The sequence below is a fragment of the Planktothrix agardhii genome, assembly GCF_904830935.1.
Taxonomy (GTDB): Bacteria; Cyanobacteriota; Cyanobacteriia; order Cyanobacteriales; family Microcoleaceae; genus Planktothrix; species Planktothrix agardhii.
Genome location: NZ_LR882952.1, coordinates 799,034 through 815,192 on the forward strand (window position 1 = coordinate 799,034; position 16,159 = coordinate 815,192).

Annotated in this window: 13 protein-coding genes; 5 read left to right on the plus strand and 8 right to left on the minus strand. The window is 37.8% G+C overall.

The features are described 5' to 3' along the window. Nucleotides 1-17 precede the first annotated feature (17 nt). Both lptB and NMG88_RS03685 read left to right on the plus strand, forming a co-directional pair. The gene (gene lptB, locus NMG88_RS03680) at nucleotides 18-746 is read left to right on the plus strand and encodes an LPS export ABC transporter ATP-binding protein (RefSeq protein ID WP_026797738.1); all 729 of its coding nucleotides are present in this window, start codon (nucleotides 18-20) and stop codon (nucleotides 744-746) included. A gap of 165 nt (nucleotides 747-911) precedes the next feature. Next, on the plus strand, nucleotides 912-2,090 hold the full coding sequence (locus tag NMG88_RS03685) for an LptF/LptG family permease (protein WP_042151933.1): 1,179 nt from the start codon (nucleotides 912-914) through the stop codon (nucleotides 2,088-2,090). 537 nt (nucleotides 2,091-2,627) lie between these two features. Here the strand turns inward: NMG88_RS03685 and htpG are convergent. From htpG to NMG88_RS03700, 3 genes are all read right to left on the minus strand, one after another. Continuing rightward, nucleotides 2,628-4,607, minus strand: a complete 1,980-nt coding sequence (gene htpG / locus NMG88_RS03690) for a molecular chaperone HtpG (RefSeq protein WP_042151936.1) — start codon at nucleotides 4,605-4,607, stop codon at nucleotides 2,628-2,630. Between the two features lie 248 nt (nucleotides 4,608-4,855). Continuing rightward, the gene (locus tag NMG88_RS03695) at nucleotides 4,856-5,023 is read right to left on the minus strand and encodes a sulfotransferase (RefSeq protein WP_227350098.1); all 168 of its coding nucleotides are present in this window, start codon (nucleotides 5,021-5,023) and stop codon (nucleotides 4,856-4,858) included. Between the two features lie 53 nt (nucleotides 5,024-5,076). Beyond that, on the minus strand, nucleotides 5,077-5,940 hold the full coding sequence (locus NMG88_RS03700; protein WP_235750994.1) for a sulfotransferase family protein: 864 nt from the start codon (nucleotides 5,938-5,940) through the stop codon (nucleotides 5,077-5,079). An 88-nt stretch (nucleotides 5,941-6,028) separates the two neighbouring features. On the opposite strand from NMG88_RS03700, the gene NMG88_RS03705 reads away from it, so the two are divergent. Then, the gene (locus tag NMG88_RS03705; protein WP_227350100.1) at nucleotides 6,029-7,273 is read left to right on the plus strand and encodes a glycosyltransferase family 4 protein; all 1,245 of its coding nucleotides are present in this window, start codon (nucleotides 6,029-6,031) and stop codon (nucleotides 7,271-7,273) included. Here NMG88_RS03705 and NMG88_RS03710 read toward each other — a convergent pair whose 3' ends face one another. Beyond that, nucleotides 7,274-8,383, minus strand: coding sequence for a glycosyltransferase (locus NMG88_RS03710; protein ID WP_227350101.1), 1,110 nt, complete (start codon nucleotides 8,381-8,383; stop codon nucleotides 7,274-7,276). A 125-nt stretch (nucleotides 8,384-8,508) separates the two neighbouring features. Between NMG88_RS03710 and NMG88_RS03715 the strand changes: the two genes are divergently transcribed. Beyond that, on the plus strand, nucleotides 8,509-9,456 hold the full coding sequence (locus tag NMG88_RS03715; RefSeq protein ID WP_254033486.1) for a glycosyltransferase: 948 nt from the start codon (nucleotides 8,509-8,511) through the stop codon (nucleotides 9,454-9,456). A gap of 26 nt (nucleotides 9,457-9,482) precedes the next feature. Here the strand turns inward: NMG88_RS03715 and hpsE (NMG88_RS03720) are convergent, their stop codons facing one another. The 3 genes from hpsE (NMG88_RS03720) to clpB form a co-directional block, all read right to left on the minus strand. Beyond that, the gene (gene hpsE / locus NMG88_RS03720) at nucleotides 9,483-10,430 is read right to left on the minus strand and encodes a hormogonium polysaccharide biosynthesis glycosyltransferase HpsE (protein WP_254035122.1); all 948 of its coding nucleotides are present in this window, start codon (nucleotides 10,428-10,430) and stop codon (nucleotides 9,483-9,485) included. Then, a complete protein-coding gene (gene hpsE, locus NMG88_RS03725; protein WP_227350103.1) occupies nucleotides 10,427-11,380 on the minus strand; it encodes a hormogonium polysaccharide biosynthesis glycosyltransferase HpsE in 954 nt (317 codons plus the stop codon). Before hpsE (NMG88_RS03725) ends, hpsE (NMG88_RS03720) begins: the two co-directional genes overlap by 4 nt. A gap of 222 nt (nucleotides 11,381-11,602) precedes the next feature. After that, a complete protein-coding gene (gene clpB, locus NMG88_RS03730) occupies nucleotides 11,603-14,452 on the minus strand; it encodes an ATP-dependent chaperone ClpB (protein WP_227350104.1) in 2,850 nt (949 codons plus the stop codon). 211 nt (nucleotides 14,453-14,663) lie between these two features. Between clpB and NMG88_RS03735 the strand changes: the two genes are divergently transcribed. After that, nucleotides 14,664-15,062 (plus strand): ribbon-helix-helix protein, CopG family, encoded by a 399-nt coding sequence (locus NMG88_RS03735; RefSeq protein WP_042151962.1) that lies wholly within the window; start codon nucleotides 14,664-14,666, stop codon nucleotides 15,060-15,062. 50 nt (nucleotides 15,063-15,112) lie between these two features. Here the strand turns inward: NMG88_RS03735 and NMG88_RS03740 are convergent, their stop codons facing one another. Continuing rightward, entirely contained in the window at nucleotides 15,113-15,937 is an 825-nt protein-coding gene (locus NMG88_RS03740) for a DALR anticodon-binding domain-containing protein (RefSeq protein WP_227350105.1), read from the minus strand. Nucleotides 15,938-16,159: the final 222 nt, after the last annotated feature.

Below are 16,159 nucleotides of genomic sequence, written 5' to 3' on the forward strand. Positions count from 1 at the left end.
TTCTAACAAATCTGGTTATGAAAATAGTGCTGGAGAATATTCACAAATCCTACCGGAAACGTACCGTTGTTAGTCGGGTTAATTTATCGGTTTGTCAAGGGGAAATTGTGGGATTATTGGGGCCAAATGGTGCTGGTAAAACTACAACCTTTTATATTGCTACGGGACTAGAAAAACCGACCCAAGGGAATGTTTATCTGAATGAAATTGATATTACCCATTTACCGATTCATCAACGCGCCCGGTTAGGAATTGGTTATCTAACGCAACAGGCGAGTATTTTTCGACATCTGACTGTCAAGGATAATATTTTATTGGTGTTGCAACAAACCCATGTTCCGCGTCATTTGTGGCAAAAACGTCTGCATACTTTACTAAGGGAATTTCGCTTAGAAAAAGTAGCATCAACTTTAGGTTATCAGGTTTCTGGGGGAGAACGACGACGGACGGAACTGGCCAGGGCTTTAGCGGCGGGGTTAGAATTACCTCAGTTTTTACTCTTAGATGAACCCTTTGCTGGTGTTGACCCGATTGCAGTTTCTGAAATTCAAGAAATTGTCGCTCAGTTACGCACTCGAAATATGGGAATTTTGATTACGGATCATAATGTTAGGGAAACTTTAGCTATTACAGACCGAGCTTATATTATGCGAGATGGACAAATTTTTGCATCGGGAACTGCTGAAGAACTCTATAATAATCCCCTCGTGCGGCAGTATTATTTAGGTGACAGTTTTCAACTATAGCAATCCTATTTGAGTTGTGTTTAAAATTCATGATCAAAAGGGAACACCGGAACAGCCCCCCCAAACCCCCCGTGCACGGGGGGCTAGGGGGGGAGGGAACAAGGGTCTAACTTCTGGCTTTTTCATGTCAGTATTAAAATGGTACAACCTATTTAGAATTGCTATATGAAAATTACTTTTGATCAGTCTTTTATTTCTGGTAAATTTCTCCCGCCCTATCTTTCAATTTTAGATCGATATTTAATCCAAGAATTAGTTCCGCCCTTTGTGTTTGGAGTGGGATTATTTAGTTCCGTTGCGTTAACTGTAGGAACGGTTTTTGACTTGGTTAGACAGGTGGCGGAGTCGGGTTTAGCCGTGGGGATTGCGGTTGAGGTTTTTCTTTTAAAAATGCCAGAATTCATCGTTTTAGCCTTTCCCATGGCGATGATTTTAAGTACCTTAATGGTCTATGGTCGTTTATCGAGTGATAGTGAATTAATTGCCCTGAAAAGTTGTGGAATTAGTATATATCGGCTATTAGTACCAACATTGATTTTTAGTTTAATGATCACGGGTTTAACCTTTTGGTTTAATGAGGTAATTGTTCCGGCGGCTAATTATAAAGCATCTGTCACCTATGAACAGGCATTAAATGAAGGCAACCTTCCTGTTCAAGAAGATAATATTTTTTATCCCGAATATGAGAAAATTAAAATAGAAGGAACTGATAAAAAATTTAGTCGTTTAGTGCGGTTATTTTATGCCCAAAGATTTGACAAAGGTAAAATGTTAGAGGTGACTATCTTAGATCTTTCCCAACCGGAATTAACTCAAATTATTTCTTCAAAATCTGCTAATTGGAATTTTTCTGCTAATACTTGGGATTTCTTTAATGGTACGGTTTATATTGTCAATCCCGATGGCTCTTATCGTAATATTGTTCGTTTTGATCATAAACAGATTCAACTTTCTCGTACTCCCCTAGATTTAGCGTCACGGAAACGAGGGTTTGATGAGATGAATATTGCTCAAGCTCGAGATTATTTAAAGTTAATGAAATTGAGTGGAGATCAACAAAAAATTGTTAAAACTCAAGTTAGAATTCAACAAAAATATGCTCTCCCTTTTTCCTGTATTGTCTTTGCATTATTGGGTGTTGCATTAGGAAGTAGACCCCAAAGTACCAGTCGAGCAACCAGTTTTGGGATTAGTGTAATCGTGATTTTCGGATATTATTTACTGTCTTTTATTACCGGAGCATTAGGTCAAAAAGAAATTATGACTCCCTTTTTTGCAGCTTGGTTACCGACATTTTTAGGAATTGGAATTGCGAGTTTTTTATTAGTTCGTTCTTCTAAATAGAATATGTCAAATCTCTAATTTCATCAGGTGCAAGAGTTTGAGACATACTGGAATCAGCAGTTTTCCAATTCGATCCAAAAGATCGCAATGGAAGTTAAGGTGGACGATCCCAGAAGCTTTCTCGCGCCTGAGACTGCGGTTTCCTACGGAGATGCGATCGCAACCTTCTCTTTCCAAGATGGTAATTCTGCTAATATGGCAATGCGCTCGACTTAATGCTGATCTTTTTAACCAACTTAAATTTCAGCTTTAATTATCATTTTAAATTCAAAATTTTTGTAAAAAGCAAGCGATCGCTCTTGATTTTATAGCAACCGCCAAGGCAGTTAAGACACCAGACGGATCTTGGAACCCAGACGGTAAAGTGTTTTCCCCCCTAGCCCCCCGTGCACGGGGGGTTTGGGGGGCTGTTCCCTGCTATATCAGGCTGCGATCGCTAACTTTTTACTCTTTCAGGACTTCCGCAAATTTGGGGATGTAACCCTATATGTAGGGGTAATTCATGAATTACCCCTACTAGCGTTTTTTACCGTCATCTCAGTGGGTTGTTAACCGCGTTAATACTTGGTTAGAACGTTCTACAAAGTCCTTCATTCCTTCAGCATCAAAGCCTTTTTGAGCAATTAAAGCCAAGTCATAGACATGATGACAAATCATATTCGCTAATTCCGTCGAAGGAGAATCCCCACCTTCTTGAATAATCGCCCCTTGACTCAAATTCACTAAATTCTGAATCAACGGATGGGCAATATTAATTAACAGAATATGTTCCTCTGGAAATTCAACTTTTTGTTGCTGCATCAGAGCTGTCATATCCTGTAAACGTCGCATAAATTCCGGCAATAATACCATCGCGGGCGGGGTATTCTCAGATTTCAAGGATTCAGTCCGAATCGTTAATTTAGGCTTGTTTAAAGCTGCGGTAAACAGGTCTTTAATGATTTCACTACGGGTTTTATTGGTTTTCGGATCAACAATTTCAGGACTATTATCCTTAGCAATTAAATTGTCATCTAGTTCCGCATCCACCCGGGCAAACTTAACATCAGTGTGTTCCCGTTCTAGGAAACTAATAAAATGACTATCAATAAAGGAATCGAAGAATAAAACTTCTAATCCTTGACTGGTATGTAACTGAATATAAGTGGCTTGAGTTGTTTCATCGGTACAATAAAATACCCGATTTTCATGGCGTTCTTTATTGCGTTCGAGATATTCGCTTAAGGTTGTATAGTAACGACCTTTTTCGTCGGTATTTTCAGGGGTTTGGGAAGCAACATCTTGCCACACATCGCCGCCTTCAGTTTGCACCTGGACATCAACGGCTTTTTCCTCGTTGTTAACAGATTCTGGGGTATAGGTAGTACGACAAATCAGAATATCCTCAACTTGTTTTTTAAACTTATCATCGTTGAGGGAACCAAACTTAACAAATGTACCAATATCTTGCCAACAACGGATATATTCTTTGCGGTTATCCCGATATAATTCTTTCAGGCGGTCAGCGACTTTTTTCGCCACGTAATCGGCAATTTTACGGACAGTGCGATTACTTTGTAAAGCACTGCGGGAAATATTTAAAGGAATATCCGTACTATCAATTACCCCCCGTAATGGCATCAAGAATTTCGGGATAATATCTTCGCAGTGGTCACTAACAAAGACTTGATTACAGAACAGTTTAATATTGCCCTGGGTGACATCCACATCGGGTTTGAGTTTGGGAAAATAAAGAATCCCATTCACAATAAAAGGATAATCCGTATTCAGATGTACCCATAATAGGGGTTCTTCTTGGAAGGGATAGAGATAGCGATAGAGCTCTAAATAATCTTCTTGGGTTAAATTATTAGGAGATTCCCGCCAGGGTGCTATTTGGCGGTTGATAATTTCGCCGTCCAACTTAATCGGGACGGGCATAAAATCACAATAGGTTTTAATTAATTGACGGATGCGGGAGGGTTCGGTATATTCGATTTCCTCATCCATCAAAGTCAGGGTGATAGTAGTTCCCCGTTGGATGCGGCCAGAGTCTTCCAATTTGAATACCGGAGAACCATCGCACGTCCAGTGAACCGCTTGGGAACCCTCTTTGTAGGACAGGGTATCAATTTCGACTTGACGGGCGACCATGAAGGAGGAGTAAAACCCTAAACCAAAATGACCAATGATAGACTGGTCAGAGTTGGCCTGATATTTTTCGATGAATTCTTCGGCGCTGGAAAAGGCGACTTGGTTAATATATTTTTTGACTTCCTCGGCGGTCATCCCGATGCCATTATCGGTGATGGAGAGGGTTTTGTTGTCTTTATCGAGGGTGATGCTGATTTCGGGTTCGCCCGCATCCCCGGAATATTCCCCAGACCGGGACACCATATTCAGTTTAGCGATGGCGTCAACGGCGTTGGAAACCAATTCCCGCAGGAAGACTTCATGGTCTGTATAGAGGGATTTTTTGATAATCGGGAAGATATTCTCCGTATGGATTGTAATTGTTCCCTGTTCGAGTACAGTCATAGTGATGTTAGAGTATGTATAAAATCATGGTTGTTGTTTATAATTGTGAGCGATCGCCTAACCCCGATAAACGTAATCCCCCTACAAATTTGATTCGGTTTTCCCTACGTTCACCAAGGGCGAGTCCAACTAATTATCGTCTTCTAGGAATTTTGCATATCGTGTTTGTTGAATTTTTGCGGTTAATTCGGCATAGTTTTCTATGGAATTAGATAAGTCAGTAGACATTAATTTAACTAAGTTAGTAGTTACGGATTTTGACTATGGGTATTTAATAAACTGACCAATAAGGTACTTCCTGAACGACCTCGACCAAAAATAACAAATCGTTTTTCGGGTAAAGATGGCTGGTTCCATAGGTAAGTTCCATAGTGTTTTAATTTGGAAAAAATACTTTGTTTCAGGTTTAAATTCATAAAAATCTAAAGATTATGTTTTAAATATTTTACTACTTTATTATCATTATTGATTAAAAAATAATCTGCAATTTAGCTAATTTTTCGCTAAATTCCAAATTTGCTGCTGAGAGTTCTTGAAGAATATACTGTTTCTGTTCTTCATTAAACAATTGATTGAATTTTTGACCCGAGGTATTATAAATTCCCTGTTGGACGGAAACCTTCCAAGATTCAAAGGGTAAGATTACGTTTTCAGCAACTTTCTGATAATTCTCTAACATTGTAGGTTCATATTTTACGCCAATAAAATCGCAAAGTTCAGATAAAACTAAAAGTTGATTATCAATTAATTGTTCATATTGAACTAGGATATGATTGGGTTTATGGACATGGTTCAAACTTAACCGAACATCATTAATCCATTGTCTGATACAACGGTCTAAATCCCAAGCCCCTCGCCAGTCTTCAGGATACTGGTGAGTGACATCATAAAGGGATGTGACAACATCGGCCCCATTCCTAACCAAATGAATAAATTTTGCACCTTCAACTCGTTTTTCAATATAGCTAATATAATATAAATTTCCAGGGGTTTTTTCTAACCATAGGCTTTTTTCTTGTTGTTGGGTTAATTCATCTAAAACTCGAATAAATCCCTTGATATACTGAATAGTAAAAACCGCCGTTTTGGGTAAATATCGTTCTAATTCGGGATGACCTGTTTCTACTAAAAATTGGTCAAATCGTTGTCGAGCTAAAGGAGAAGAAATTCTCAATTTTGTCCGCCAAGTTGAACGATTTCCCAATAAATAGCGGAAAAAATGGGATTCAGGAAAAGAGGCAATTTGAGAATGAGCCGCTAATAAACTTTGTAATAGCGTTGTTCCTGACCGGGGACAGCCAACTAGAAATAATCGGGGGTAAGAATGTTTCAACGGAAGCCAGACCTCTACTGATAGCTTTGGGGTAATTTATATCATACAATTTGTTTAGGCGAATTGTCATCATCGGAGGTTAAATTTAATGCTAAATACTTCAGCAAGGACACTATTTATTACCCTTGATTTACCCTATCCCCCCAGAGCCGGAGCGCCCCTTCGTAATTGGCAGAATATTAACCTGATGAAACAATATGGGGATGTGGCTGTATTGTCTATTTTCAAAGGACAACCACCGGAAAAAACCTTACCCGGGATTGAAAATTGGTATCACTATGATTTGGGGCAAAAACGTCCTTTAAAAGAACGCTTAGAACGTCGTTTATCGGTGTTACAACCCTGGAGATATTCTTATATTGACTGGTTTTATACTCAACCTGCTGTCGAATTATTAAAACAAATTCTTCAAGATTTAAAGCCTTCTATAGTAGTTTTTGAGCATTTATGGTTATGTCGTTACCTTCGAGTTGTTCAAGGTTATCCCTGTAAAATTATCTTTGATGAACATAACATAGAAGCGGATTTATTTGAGCAAAAAATTCATCAAATTATAGAGTCTTTACCCAAAATTAAGATGAACTTACAAAAAAATTATATTCAATCAATGGAAAGAAAAATGGCATACAAATCCGATCAAATTTGGGTCTGTAGTCAATCCGATGCTGATAAACTACAACAGCGATATGGACAGAATCTTAATCCCCATGTTGTCCCGAATGGAATCAATGTAACTAACTATGAAACTGTGCGTAATGGTCAATGTACTCCTGCTTTTGAGGCTCAATTTAACCCCCATACTTTAGTATTTATTGGGACATTTTGTTATCCTCCCAACGTCGAAGCAGCACAATTTTTAACTCAAGAGTTTTATCCTAAAATTAAACAGCTTTATCCTAATACTTTATTAATTATTGTCGGGAAAAATTCCCCCCCAGCTTTAACAGCCGCAACACAAAAAGAACCTGGAATTTTATGGACAGGATTAGTTGAAGATGTTAAACCCTATTTAGCAGCAGCTAGTGTGGTAATTACTCCTCTATTTAAAGGGGGAGGAACTCGCTTAAAAATATTAGAAGCCTTTGCCGCTGGTCGTCCCGTTGTTAGTACCACAAAAGGGGCTGAAGGGCTAGAAGTTGAAACTCAAAAACATTTATTAATTGATGATACAGTCGAGGGAATGGTTGATGCTGTTAATCAATTTTGGTCGAATCCTACCCTGTATAAAAACTGTGTTGATAACGCTTATAATTTAGTTAAAACTAGATATTCTTGGGAAGCGGTTGCTGATAAAATTCAACCCTTAATTCAAAAATTGATATCTCAAGATTAATTAAATTTTACCTAGAATATCTTGATAAAACTGTGCCGTTTTTTGAGCAATTAAGCCCCAATCTAAAGCATCACATTCCTGTTTAACTAATATACTTAAAGCCTGTAAATCAATCGTGGTGCTTTGTTGTAATGCCTTTAGTAAACCTTGTTCATCATTAGGGTTATATAAAAGTTGACTAGCAACCCCCAAAGTTTCAGCAATTCCCCCTAAATCCGGTGCAATAATCGGTTTATTATAGGACATGGCCAAAATTAAACTTCCAGATGTTAAGATTTTTTCAAAAGGAAACACAATCACATCCGCAGCACTGAAAAAAAGATGGATTTTACTAGATTCAATAAACTTTGGAATCAGAATTAATCCAGGGATATCTTTAGAAAGTTCCTGTAATTCTAAATAATAAGAATGGTTAACAGGTCTCCCCGCAATCACCAAGGTATCATCAGCAAAAATATCTTGATTGTTTTTCCAAATATCAATCAATTTTTCTATTTTTTTATAGGGTTTGAGGAAGCCAATATTCATATAAATCCGACCTGTTAAGGGTAATCCCAACTGTTTGCGAGCGTCAATTGAATTAACAGAAGCCCCATAAACCTCTCGATAATGACCATGGGGAATAACAATGGCTTTTTGGCTATTAAATTTAGAGTCAGTTTCTACTAATTTCAAACTGGAATAACTATGAAAAATAATCCCATTAACTAACTTTGATAAAATCCCCCTTGTCCAAGATTCTAATTCTGAAAATTTATCATCATGGGAAACTTGGTTATGAACTGTCCAAACAATTTTAACTCCCAACATCCGAACTAAAATAATATCCAATAAAAATTTGATACAAGCCAGAAATTTATATCCTTTTTTCGGTGCATTGATATAAAAATCTAACCAGTGCAAATGAACAATATCAACCGCAGGAGGTTGATTTTTTAAAACACCTCTTAAAATTGGAAAATAGTTTAGATAATAATACCAAAATTCAACTTGAATCTGTTCTTGTGCTAACCCTTGGGAAAGTAGGGATTGATAGGGGTTATCGTTGCGAAAATCTGGTAGCATTAAAATCTTAATTTTGGTACAAGGTGCAATGTCTTGAGAATTCATAATTTGAGGCTTACAATCGAAAATATTTTGATAAAATAAAATATAAAGTTAATCTACTATAGATTTTCTAGTTATTGGCTGGATATTTCATTAATTTTTTCAACATTATTTTAAGTTTTATAACTATGGCTATTATCTCTGTTATTATTCCCGCCTACAATGCAGAAAAAACGATTCGACAAACCATTGATTCCGTTTTAAATCAAACCTTTCAAAACTTTGAAATTATCGTAATTAATGATGGTTCAACGGACTTGACTTTAGATATTATTTCTGGTATTAATGATCCTAGAATTAAGATTTTTTCCTATCCTAATTCTGGGGCGGCTGTCAGTAGAAACCGAGGATTTGATGTTGCTAAAGGTGAATATATTGCTTTATTAGATGCCGATGATCTTTGGACTTCTGATAAATTAGAAGCTCAATATAATGCTTTAAAAAGCCATCCTCAAGCGTCTGTAGCCTATAGCTGGACAGATTATATTGACGAGTCAGGGAACTTTTTAAAATTCGGTAGACATCTAACTTTTAATGGAGACGTTTATCCTGAATTATTAGTTCAAAATTTTTTAGAAAATGGTTCTAATCCTTTAATTCATAGAGAATCTTTTGCAGAAGTTGGAGGATTTGATCAATCCCTATTGGGGGGACAAGATCGAGATTTATATATTCGTTTAGCGGCTCATTATCATTTTGTAGCAGTTCCTTTGGTTCAGGTATTTTATCGAATGTCTCCCAATTCTATTTCATCTCAAATACTCCGACAAGAAAAACAATGTGTAGCGGTTATTGAAAAAGCCTTTTTACAAGCCCCTCCCTCATTACAGCATTTAAAAAAACAAAGTTTAGCCAAAATTTATAAGTATTTTATTGATCGTGCTTTACAAGGATATCCCTCCCCAGAAAAGGGTCGTGCTACCATCGGATTTTTATTCAATTATATTAGATATGATTCCTCCGCTTTACAACAATGGAGATTTTGTCTGATCATTCTTTTTAAAAGTTTAATTATTGCTTTATTTCCACCGTCAATCGCCAAAAAAATCTTATCTACCTTAAAAAAGATTGTTTAGTATTCAGTTGTTTTCACCTGAGAAAACTAAGATTTTTTGAATATAACTTTTTGTAAAAAATAAAAAGGACTGATAGCACTCGCTCGAAAAAACTCCAATTCACAAGCAGCAACGATATCAATTTTAATATCTTTTTTATGCTTAATTTGATGTTGAATATAACGTTTAATACCTCCTAACATAACTTTAAAAAATGTTATTGTTTTTTTCCATTTAGGCGTGATTAACATTCTAAATTCACAGGATTTTAAACCATATAAAGAAGCCAGAGATAATAAATATTTTTTTTCGAGACGATCAGAAGGGATATAGTGATTAAGGTGCATTTCTGGGTTGTACCAAATTTCCCAACCTCCCTTATATAAATTTAAGGAAATTTCATAATCATTTCCCCCTCGTCCCGTATTCATGAGTTGCAAAGGAACGTGATCTAACCATGCTTGTTTACGCACAACTAACCCCGCACCTGATGGTAATTTTAACTGTTCTGGACAAAATAAAAAGGGTTGATCACCGCTTTCTCGAATAGCTAATAATAAATGTTCAATACGTTTAAAGTTTTCAGGTGGTTTAACTTCATAAATACCATGAATTTGCCCCCCATAACTTCCAGCTTTAGGATGTTCTTGACCAAATAAATAGGCTTGTAAAACCCAATCTGAATTAGGGAAATTATCATCATCAAGAAACCCAATTAATTCTCCTTGACTTTCTTCTATTCCTTTTTGTCGGGCAAAAGCAATTCCCTGTTTCGCTTCAAATACATACTTTAGCGGAAAAATTTCTTGCCAAGATATGATCATATTCTGAACTACATCAGCCGTTTGATCATTACTATTATTATCAACAACAATAATTTCCCAAGTGATATTTTCTGTTCCGGTTTGCAATCGCAATTTTTCTAAAACATCGAGAACACGACTAGCACCATTATAGGTGGGAATAACAACTGTAAAAACTGTAAAATCGATCATGATTTTTTCAAATAAGATGTTTTCCACAAATAAAAAGGACTGGTCACACTACTTTTTAAAAATTCCAGTTCACAGGCTGTCACCACATCAGTTTTTAATTCTTTTCGATGTTTCAGATAATAAGCGATCGCTTTTCTAATATCATTGGCTAACCCTATGGGAAATAATAACGGCCGTTGCCAAGGTTTTAACCGTAACATCCGAATATGATGCCGTGCTAACCCCGTACTCCGCATCAAAAATAATAAATACTCCCTTTCTAATCGTTGTTTGGGAATTTGATGATAGAGGTGCATTTCTGAATTATACCAAATTTCCCACCCAGCATTTTGAATATACATGATCGCTTCTAAATCTTCACTATTCAAAATAGATTGACTAGAACGTCCAGTTAAAAATGTTTTTTCCGGTACATTTTCGACCCAAACTTGACGACGCACCACCAACCCAGCAGAAGGCGGTAACATCTTCAGATTGGGTTCATATAAATGGGGATTATCTCCCCGTTCAGTAATAGCAAAAAAACCAGAAATCCGATTAAAATTAGTCGGGGTTTCTACTTCATAAACCCCATGGATTTGACTTCCAAATGCGCCAGCTTGAGAATGTTCTTGAGCAAAATTATAGGCTTTTTCCACCCAATCTAAGTCAGGAATAGTATCATCATCTAAGAAGCCAATCAACAAAGATTCCGACTCTTTAATTGCTCTTTTTCGGGCGAAAGCTGCCCCTTGTTCTGTTTCTAAACAGTATTTTAAAGGAACATTATCTAACCAATTATGTTGATAATTTTTAACTAATTCTGCGGTATGATCTGTGCTATTATTATCAACAATTAAGATTTCCCAGTTTATCTGTTCTGTTCCGGTTTGCGATCGCAATTTTTCTAAAACCGCAGGTAAACGGGTCGCGCCATTATAGGTAGGAATAGCGATAGTAATATCAACCATAATGAGTGATAGGGATTAAAATTTCCTGTTTTTATTATAGCTCAGTTGAATAGCAAGAGACGGTGCACCAAATGTTTCTTACTATTCTAAGTACCTAAACAAAATTAATTACACATCCTCCACCCTGTTCCCTCCCCCCCTAGCCCCCTGTACACGGGGGGTTTGGGGGGCTGTTCCCTCTCTCAACTAGGTAATTTATTTTGTGTAACTACTTATCAAGACCTATTCATCTTTCACCGTTTCAACGGTAATAATATCATCCCCCTCTGCTGTTTTAGAAGTGTTTAATATCACGGGTTTAACGTCCATTTCTAATGGGTCAGATGTGTTTTTTCGCAACGGTTGAACATTCATAATTAACGGTTCTTCTTTCGGTTTAGGAATCAAAGGTTGATGATTAAACACTAATTTGTCATCTACATTATCCACATAAATTGTATCTCCCGTTATGAATTTTTGTTCTAATAATAAGTTAGCAATATGGTTTTCTAATTCCCGTTGAATTGCTCGTTTTAATGGTCTAGCTCCATACACAGGATCATAACCAATATCAGCTAAATAGTCTAAGGTTGTAGGCGATAATTCAATGGATATTTTCTGATCCGATAATAACCTTTGAATCCGTTTAACTTGAATCGTCACAATATACCGTAATTCCCCTTTACTTAACGGATGGAATAGAATAATATCATCCACCCGATTTAAAAATTCGGGGCGAAAATGCGATCGCAAAGCCGTCATAACTCGCTTCTCCATTTCCCCATAACGGGACTCATCCCCCGCCACATCTAAAATATGTTCCCCCCCAATATTACTGGTCATTACAATTACGGTATTTCTAAAATCAACCGTCCTTCCTTGGGAGTCGGTAATTCGGCCATCATCTAATACTTGTAATAAAATATTAAACACATCGGGATGGGCTTTTTCGACTTCATCAAATAAAATCACCGAATAGGGATGACGTCGCACCGCTTCCGATAGTTGACCGCCCTCGTCATAACCCACATAACCCGGAGGTGCCCCCACCAACCGGGAAACCGCGTGTTTTTCCATATATTCAGACATATCAATCCGAATAATCGACTCCTCACTATCAAATAAAAACTCTGCTAACGCCTTCGCCAACTCGGTTTTTCCCACCCCCGTTGGCCCCATAAACAGGAAAGATCCAATCGGACGACCGGGATCTTTCATCCCCGCCCGCGCCCTTCTAATAGCAGCAGAAACTGCCGCCACTGCCTCCTGTTGCCCGATTACCCGTTGATGTAAATGACTCTCTAAGCGCAATAATTTTTGCCGTTCTGACTCCAATAAACGGTTAACAGGTATACCAGTCCATTTAGCAATAATCCCCGCGATATCGGCTTCTGTAACCTCCTCGCGCAACATCGAAGAACCTTGAGATTGTAACTTAACTAATTCCGCTTCTTTGCCTTCCCGTTCTTGATGTAAAACTTCCAATTGACCATACTTTAATTGGGCGGCTTTGTTTAAATCATAGGCCCTTTCTGCCTGTTCAATTTGTACCCTTAATTCTTCTTCATCTTCCTTGAGTTTATTAATACTATCTAATAGGTGTTTTTCCCCTTGCCATTGGGAGGCGAGTTTTTCCTGTTTGGTTTTTAAACTCTCTATTTCTTCCTTAATTCTGCCTAAACGAAGGGCTACCCCGCCATCATTTCGGCGGTTACTTTCTCCCGTTCCTAAACTTTCTCCTTCTATGGATAATTTTTCCATTTCTAACTGCATTACCCGCCGATCAATTTGTTCTAATTCAACGGGTTTAGAAGTTATTTCCATTTTTAATTGGGCGGCGGCTTCATCGACAACATCAATGGCTTTATCTGGTAAAAAGCGATCGCTAATATAACGACTTGATAACATTGCCGCGGCTACCAAAGCACTATCAGTAATTTTTACCCCATGATGGCGTTCATAACGATCTTTTAATCCTCTTAAAATTGATATGGTATCTTCAGGAGAAGGTTGATCGACATAAACTTGTTGAAACCGTCTTTCTAAGGCGGGATCTTTTTCAATATGTTTACGATATTCGTCAACGGTTGAAGCGCCAATACAACGCAATTCTCCCCGGGCTAACATTGGTTTTAATAAATTACTCGCATCCATTCCTGACGAACCGCCCCCGGAACCCGCCCCGACAACGGTATGCAATTCATCAATAAATAATACAATTTGCCCTTCGGAATGGGTGACTTCTCTTAATACCGATCGCAGTCTTTCTTCAAATTCTCCCCGATATTTTGCCCCGGCAATTAAACTACCCATATCTAGGGAAATTAACTGGCGATTTTTTAAGGATTCTGGCACATCTCCGTTCACAATTCTTTGAGCTAAACCTTCCGCAATGGCGGTTTTTCCTACTCCTGGTTCGCCAATTAAAACCGGATTATTTTTAGTTCTGCGAGATAAACAACTGACCACCCGACGGACTTCTTCATCCCGACCGATCACCGGATCAAGTTTTCCAGCTTTAGCGAGTTCTGTTAAGTCTTTACCATATTTTTTTAAGGCTTCATAACTGGTTTCTGGGCTTTGGGTTTCGACTTTTGAACTACCTCGAATCGCTTTAATCGCCTCCTCTAATTTGGGACGTATGGAGGGAGCACTTGATGGGCGATCATAACCCGGACGTCCGGGGCGTTGACTGGTAGGTTGTTCTCCGGCTAAGAGTTTACGACCAATGCGGTCATCTTCTGAGAAAGCCAGGATTAAATGTTCTATGGAGATAAAACCATCTTGTAGGGTTTGACGAGCTTCTTCTGCCTTATCTAATAGGATATCAAGGCTTTGTCCCAAATATAAATGTTCAATGCGTCCAACTCGGGGTTGACGTTTGGTGAAGGCTTCCAACTGTTGGCCAAAAATATCCGTATCGACTCCCGCCCGACTCATGAGGTTAGTGGCGAGTCCATTTTGTTCCAGTAGGGCGGTGATCAGATGTTCGACTTCTAAATTCTGATTTTGAAAACGACGCGCCACATCCTGGGATTTAACCACGGCTTCCCAGGCTTTATCTGTAAATTTTGTCGGATCGGTCGGTTGCATCGTTCAGGTTGTCAATAAAGGGTAAAAATAATCAACAATATACTGCCCCTATTGTAACTATATCTGGGCACAACCCGTTAATTCATTTTAAATGAAGGACAGTTATCTATTAAATGGGGACGTAAACTTAAAAACAAAGGTAATGCTATAATCACAGTTTAAATAAACAACAACTTACCGATATAGCGGGAGTCTCCAAGGGGGAAAAAAGATGAGCTTAGATAATACAAAAATAGAAATAACTGTTTCTTCAGAATGGGCTGAACAACTCAATCAATTATCCCTAGAAACTGGACATTCCTTAGAAGAATTAATTCAAGAAGCGATTGGTCAGTATTTAGATAAAACCAGAGTATTTTTGAGTAGTCATTCAATTGATTTGGAATATTTTAATCTCCAAAAAGAATTATTGAATTTACAGGAAAAAGTCGAATCTTTAAAACCATTATTAAATAAAGTTGCTAAATTAGAAGCCAAAATAGTCGCATTGGAAAAAATAGTTATCCCTGAACTTTCTATTTCCCCTAGTTCTACTTTTTCCCAACTTTTAGCCGATGATAATGATCAAGATGAACCGGATGAAATTCTGACGGATTTTTTAGTGAATTAAATTGATTTAGTTCAGGTAGATATAAATTTTTGTTAGCCCTAAAGAGCTTACTAGAGGTCTAGGGGAGCCATAATTCCTAGTTTTTCTTCTAATAAAATTTTAAGGAGAAATTGGGTAATAAAAACCAAACCTAGTCTAGCTTGAGCTAACTCAGTTTTGCCTTGTTTGACTTCTCCCCAGATTTGACAATAACGATAAAATTGTTGAAAACTTTGGCTAAATTGATCGGCAATTTTGAGCCATTTTTGAGGACTAGCAGAACAGAATAGAATATCAACCAGATTCACAGATTCGGTTAGTAGCTGATATTCATAACTTTGGGTAAATTGTAGTTTTTCCTGGGGATTTAACCAGGGAATTGGGGGAGAATGGGGACTAATTTTTAAGGGTAATGTAGAAATTAGGTTAGATGCTTCTAAGGTAATTAACTGATCGCGATCGCCCAGACGCAATAAGGAACAACAGCGAGCATGACTATATTGAATCCCAAATAGATCGGGCAGAATTTGCCGATCCTGAATTGGAGTGGATACCCAGGGATATCGGATCATTTGTTCTAACCAAGCGGCAATTCCGAGATCGGTGAACTCAAACTGCAACATCCCCGAAGGTAATACCTGAATTGTGACATCCGGCGGGAATTTACCTAATTCTGCGTTGAGGGTTTGGAACTTCAGACCGATGGACGTGGCCAGATCCAAAGGGGATTGATGCAAACGGGAAGCTAATTTCAGGGCGATCGCCGATCCATAGATTACGCCAGTTTGATTTTTAATCCGATTTACGGGAATTTCCTGAGAGTCAGCCGTATTAATTCCTAAACAACCCAAGGTTCTTCCCAGTTGTGCCCCTAACCTTCCTGCTAGAGTTAGCATGACTGATCAAACTCCATTGGCAAGTTGTTCAAATCTGATATTATCAGTAGATTGGGTTAAGGCATTACCAAAATTTTTTGAAATTTATTTTTGAAAAGAATTGATTATTGATTCCCAAAGGGATGTGTTTTTTGCTACATTGGTTAAGATGTCTTAAGCCCATATACTTCAAGTCTAAAACACACTGTTCAACCTCTAAGTAGGTAGGCGTAATTAAACCTA

Bases quoted from the DNA above. Each gene is read 5' to 3' on its own strand.
- htpG (WP_042151936.1), bottom strand. From the start codon at position 4,607: ATGACTGTACTCGAACAGGGAACAATTACAATCCATACGGAGAATATC.
- NMG88_RS03735 (WP_042151962.1), top strand. From the start codon at position 14,664: ATGAGCTTAGATAATACAAAAATAGAAATAACTGTTTCTTCAGAATGG.
- NMG88_RS03685 (WP_042151933.1), top strand. From the start codon at position 912: ATGAAAATTACTTTTGATCAGTCTTTTATTTCTGGTAAATTTCTCCCG.
- NMG88_RS03710 (WP_227350101.1), bottom strand. From the start codon at position 8,383: ATGAATTCTCAAGACATTGCACCTTGTACCAAAATTAAGATTTTAATG.
- NMG88_RS03705 (WP_227350100.1), top strand. From the start codon at position 6,029: ATGCTAAATACTTCAGCAAGGACACTATTTATTACCCTTGATTTACCC.
- NMG88_RS03695 (WP_227350098.1), bottom strand. From the start codon at position 5,023: ATGAATTTAAACCTGAAACAAAGTATTTTTTCCAAATTAAAACACTAT.
- hpsE (WP_227350103.1), bottom strand. From the start codon at position 11,380: ATGGTTGATATTACTATCGCTATTCCTACCTATAATGGCGCGACCCGT.
- hpsE (WP_254035122.1), bottom strand. From the start codon at position 10,430: ATGATCGATTTTACAGTTTTTACAGTTGTTATTCCCACCTATAATGGT.
- NMG88_RS03715 (WP_254033486.1), top strand. From the start codon at position 8,509: ATGGCTATTATCTCTGTTATTATTCCCGCCTACAATGCAGAAAAAACG.
- NMG88_RS03740 (WP_227350105.1), bottom strand. From the start codon at position 15,937: ATGCTAACTCTAGCAGGAAGGTTAGGGGCACAACTGGGAAGAACCTTG.
- lptB (WP_026797738.1), top strand. From the start codon at position 18: ATGAAAATAGTGCTGGAGAATATTCACAAATCCTACCGGAAACGTACC.
- clpB (WP_227350104.1), bottom strand. From the start codon at position 14,452: ATGCAACCGACCGATCCGACAAAATTTACAGATAAAGCCTGGGAAGCC.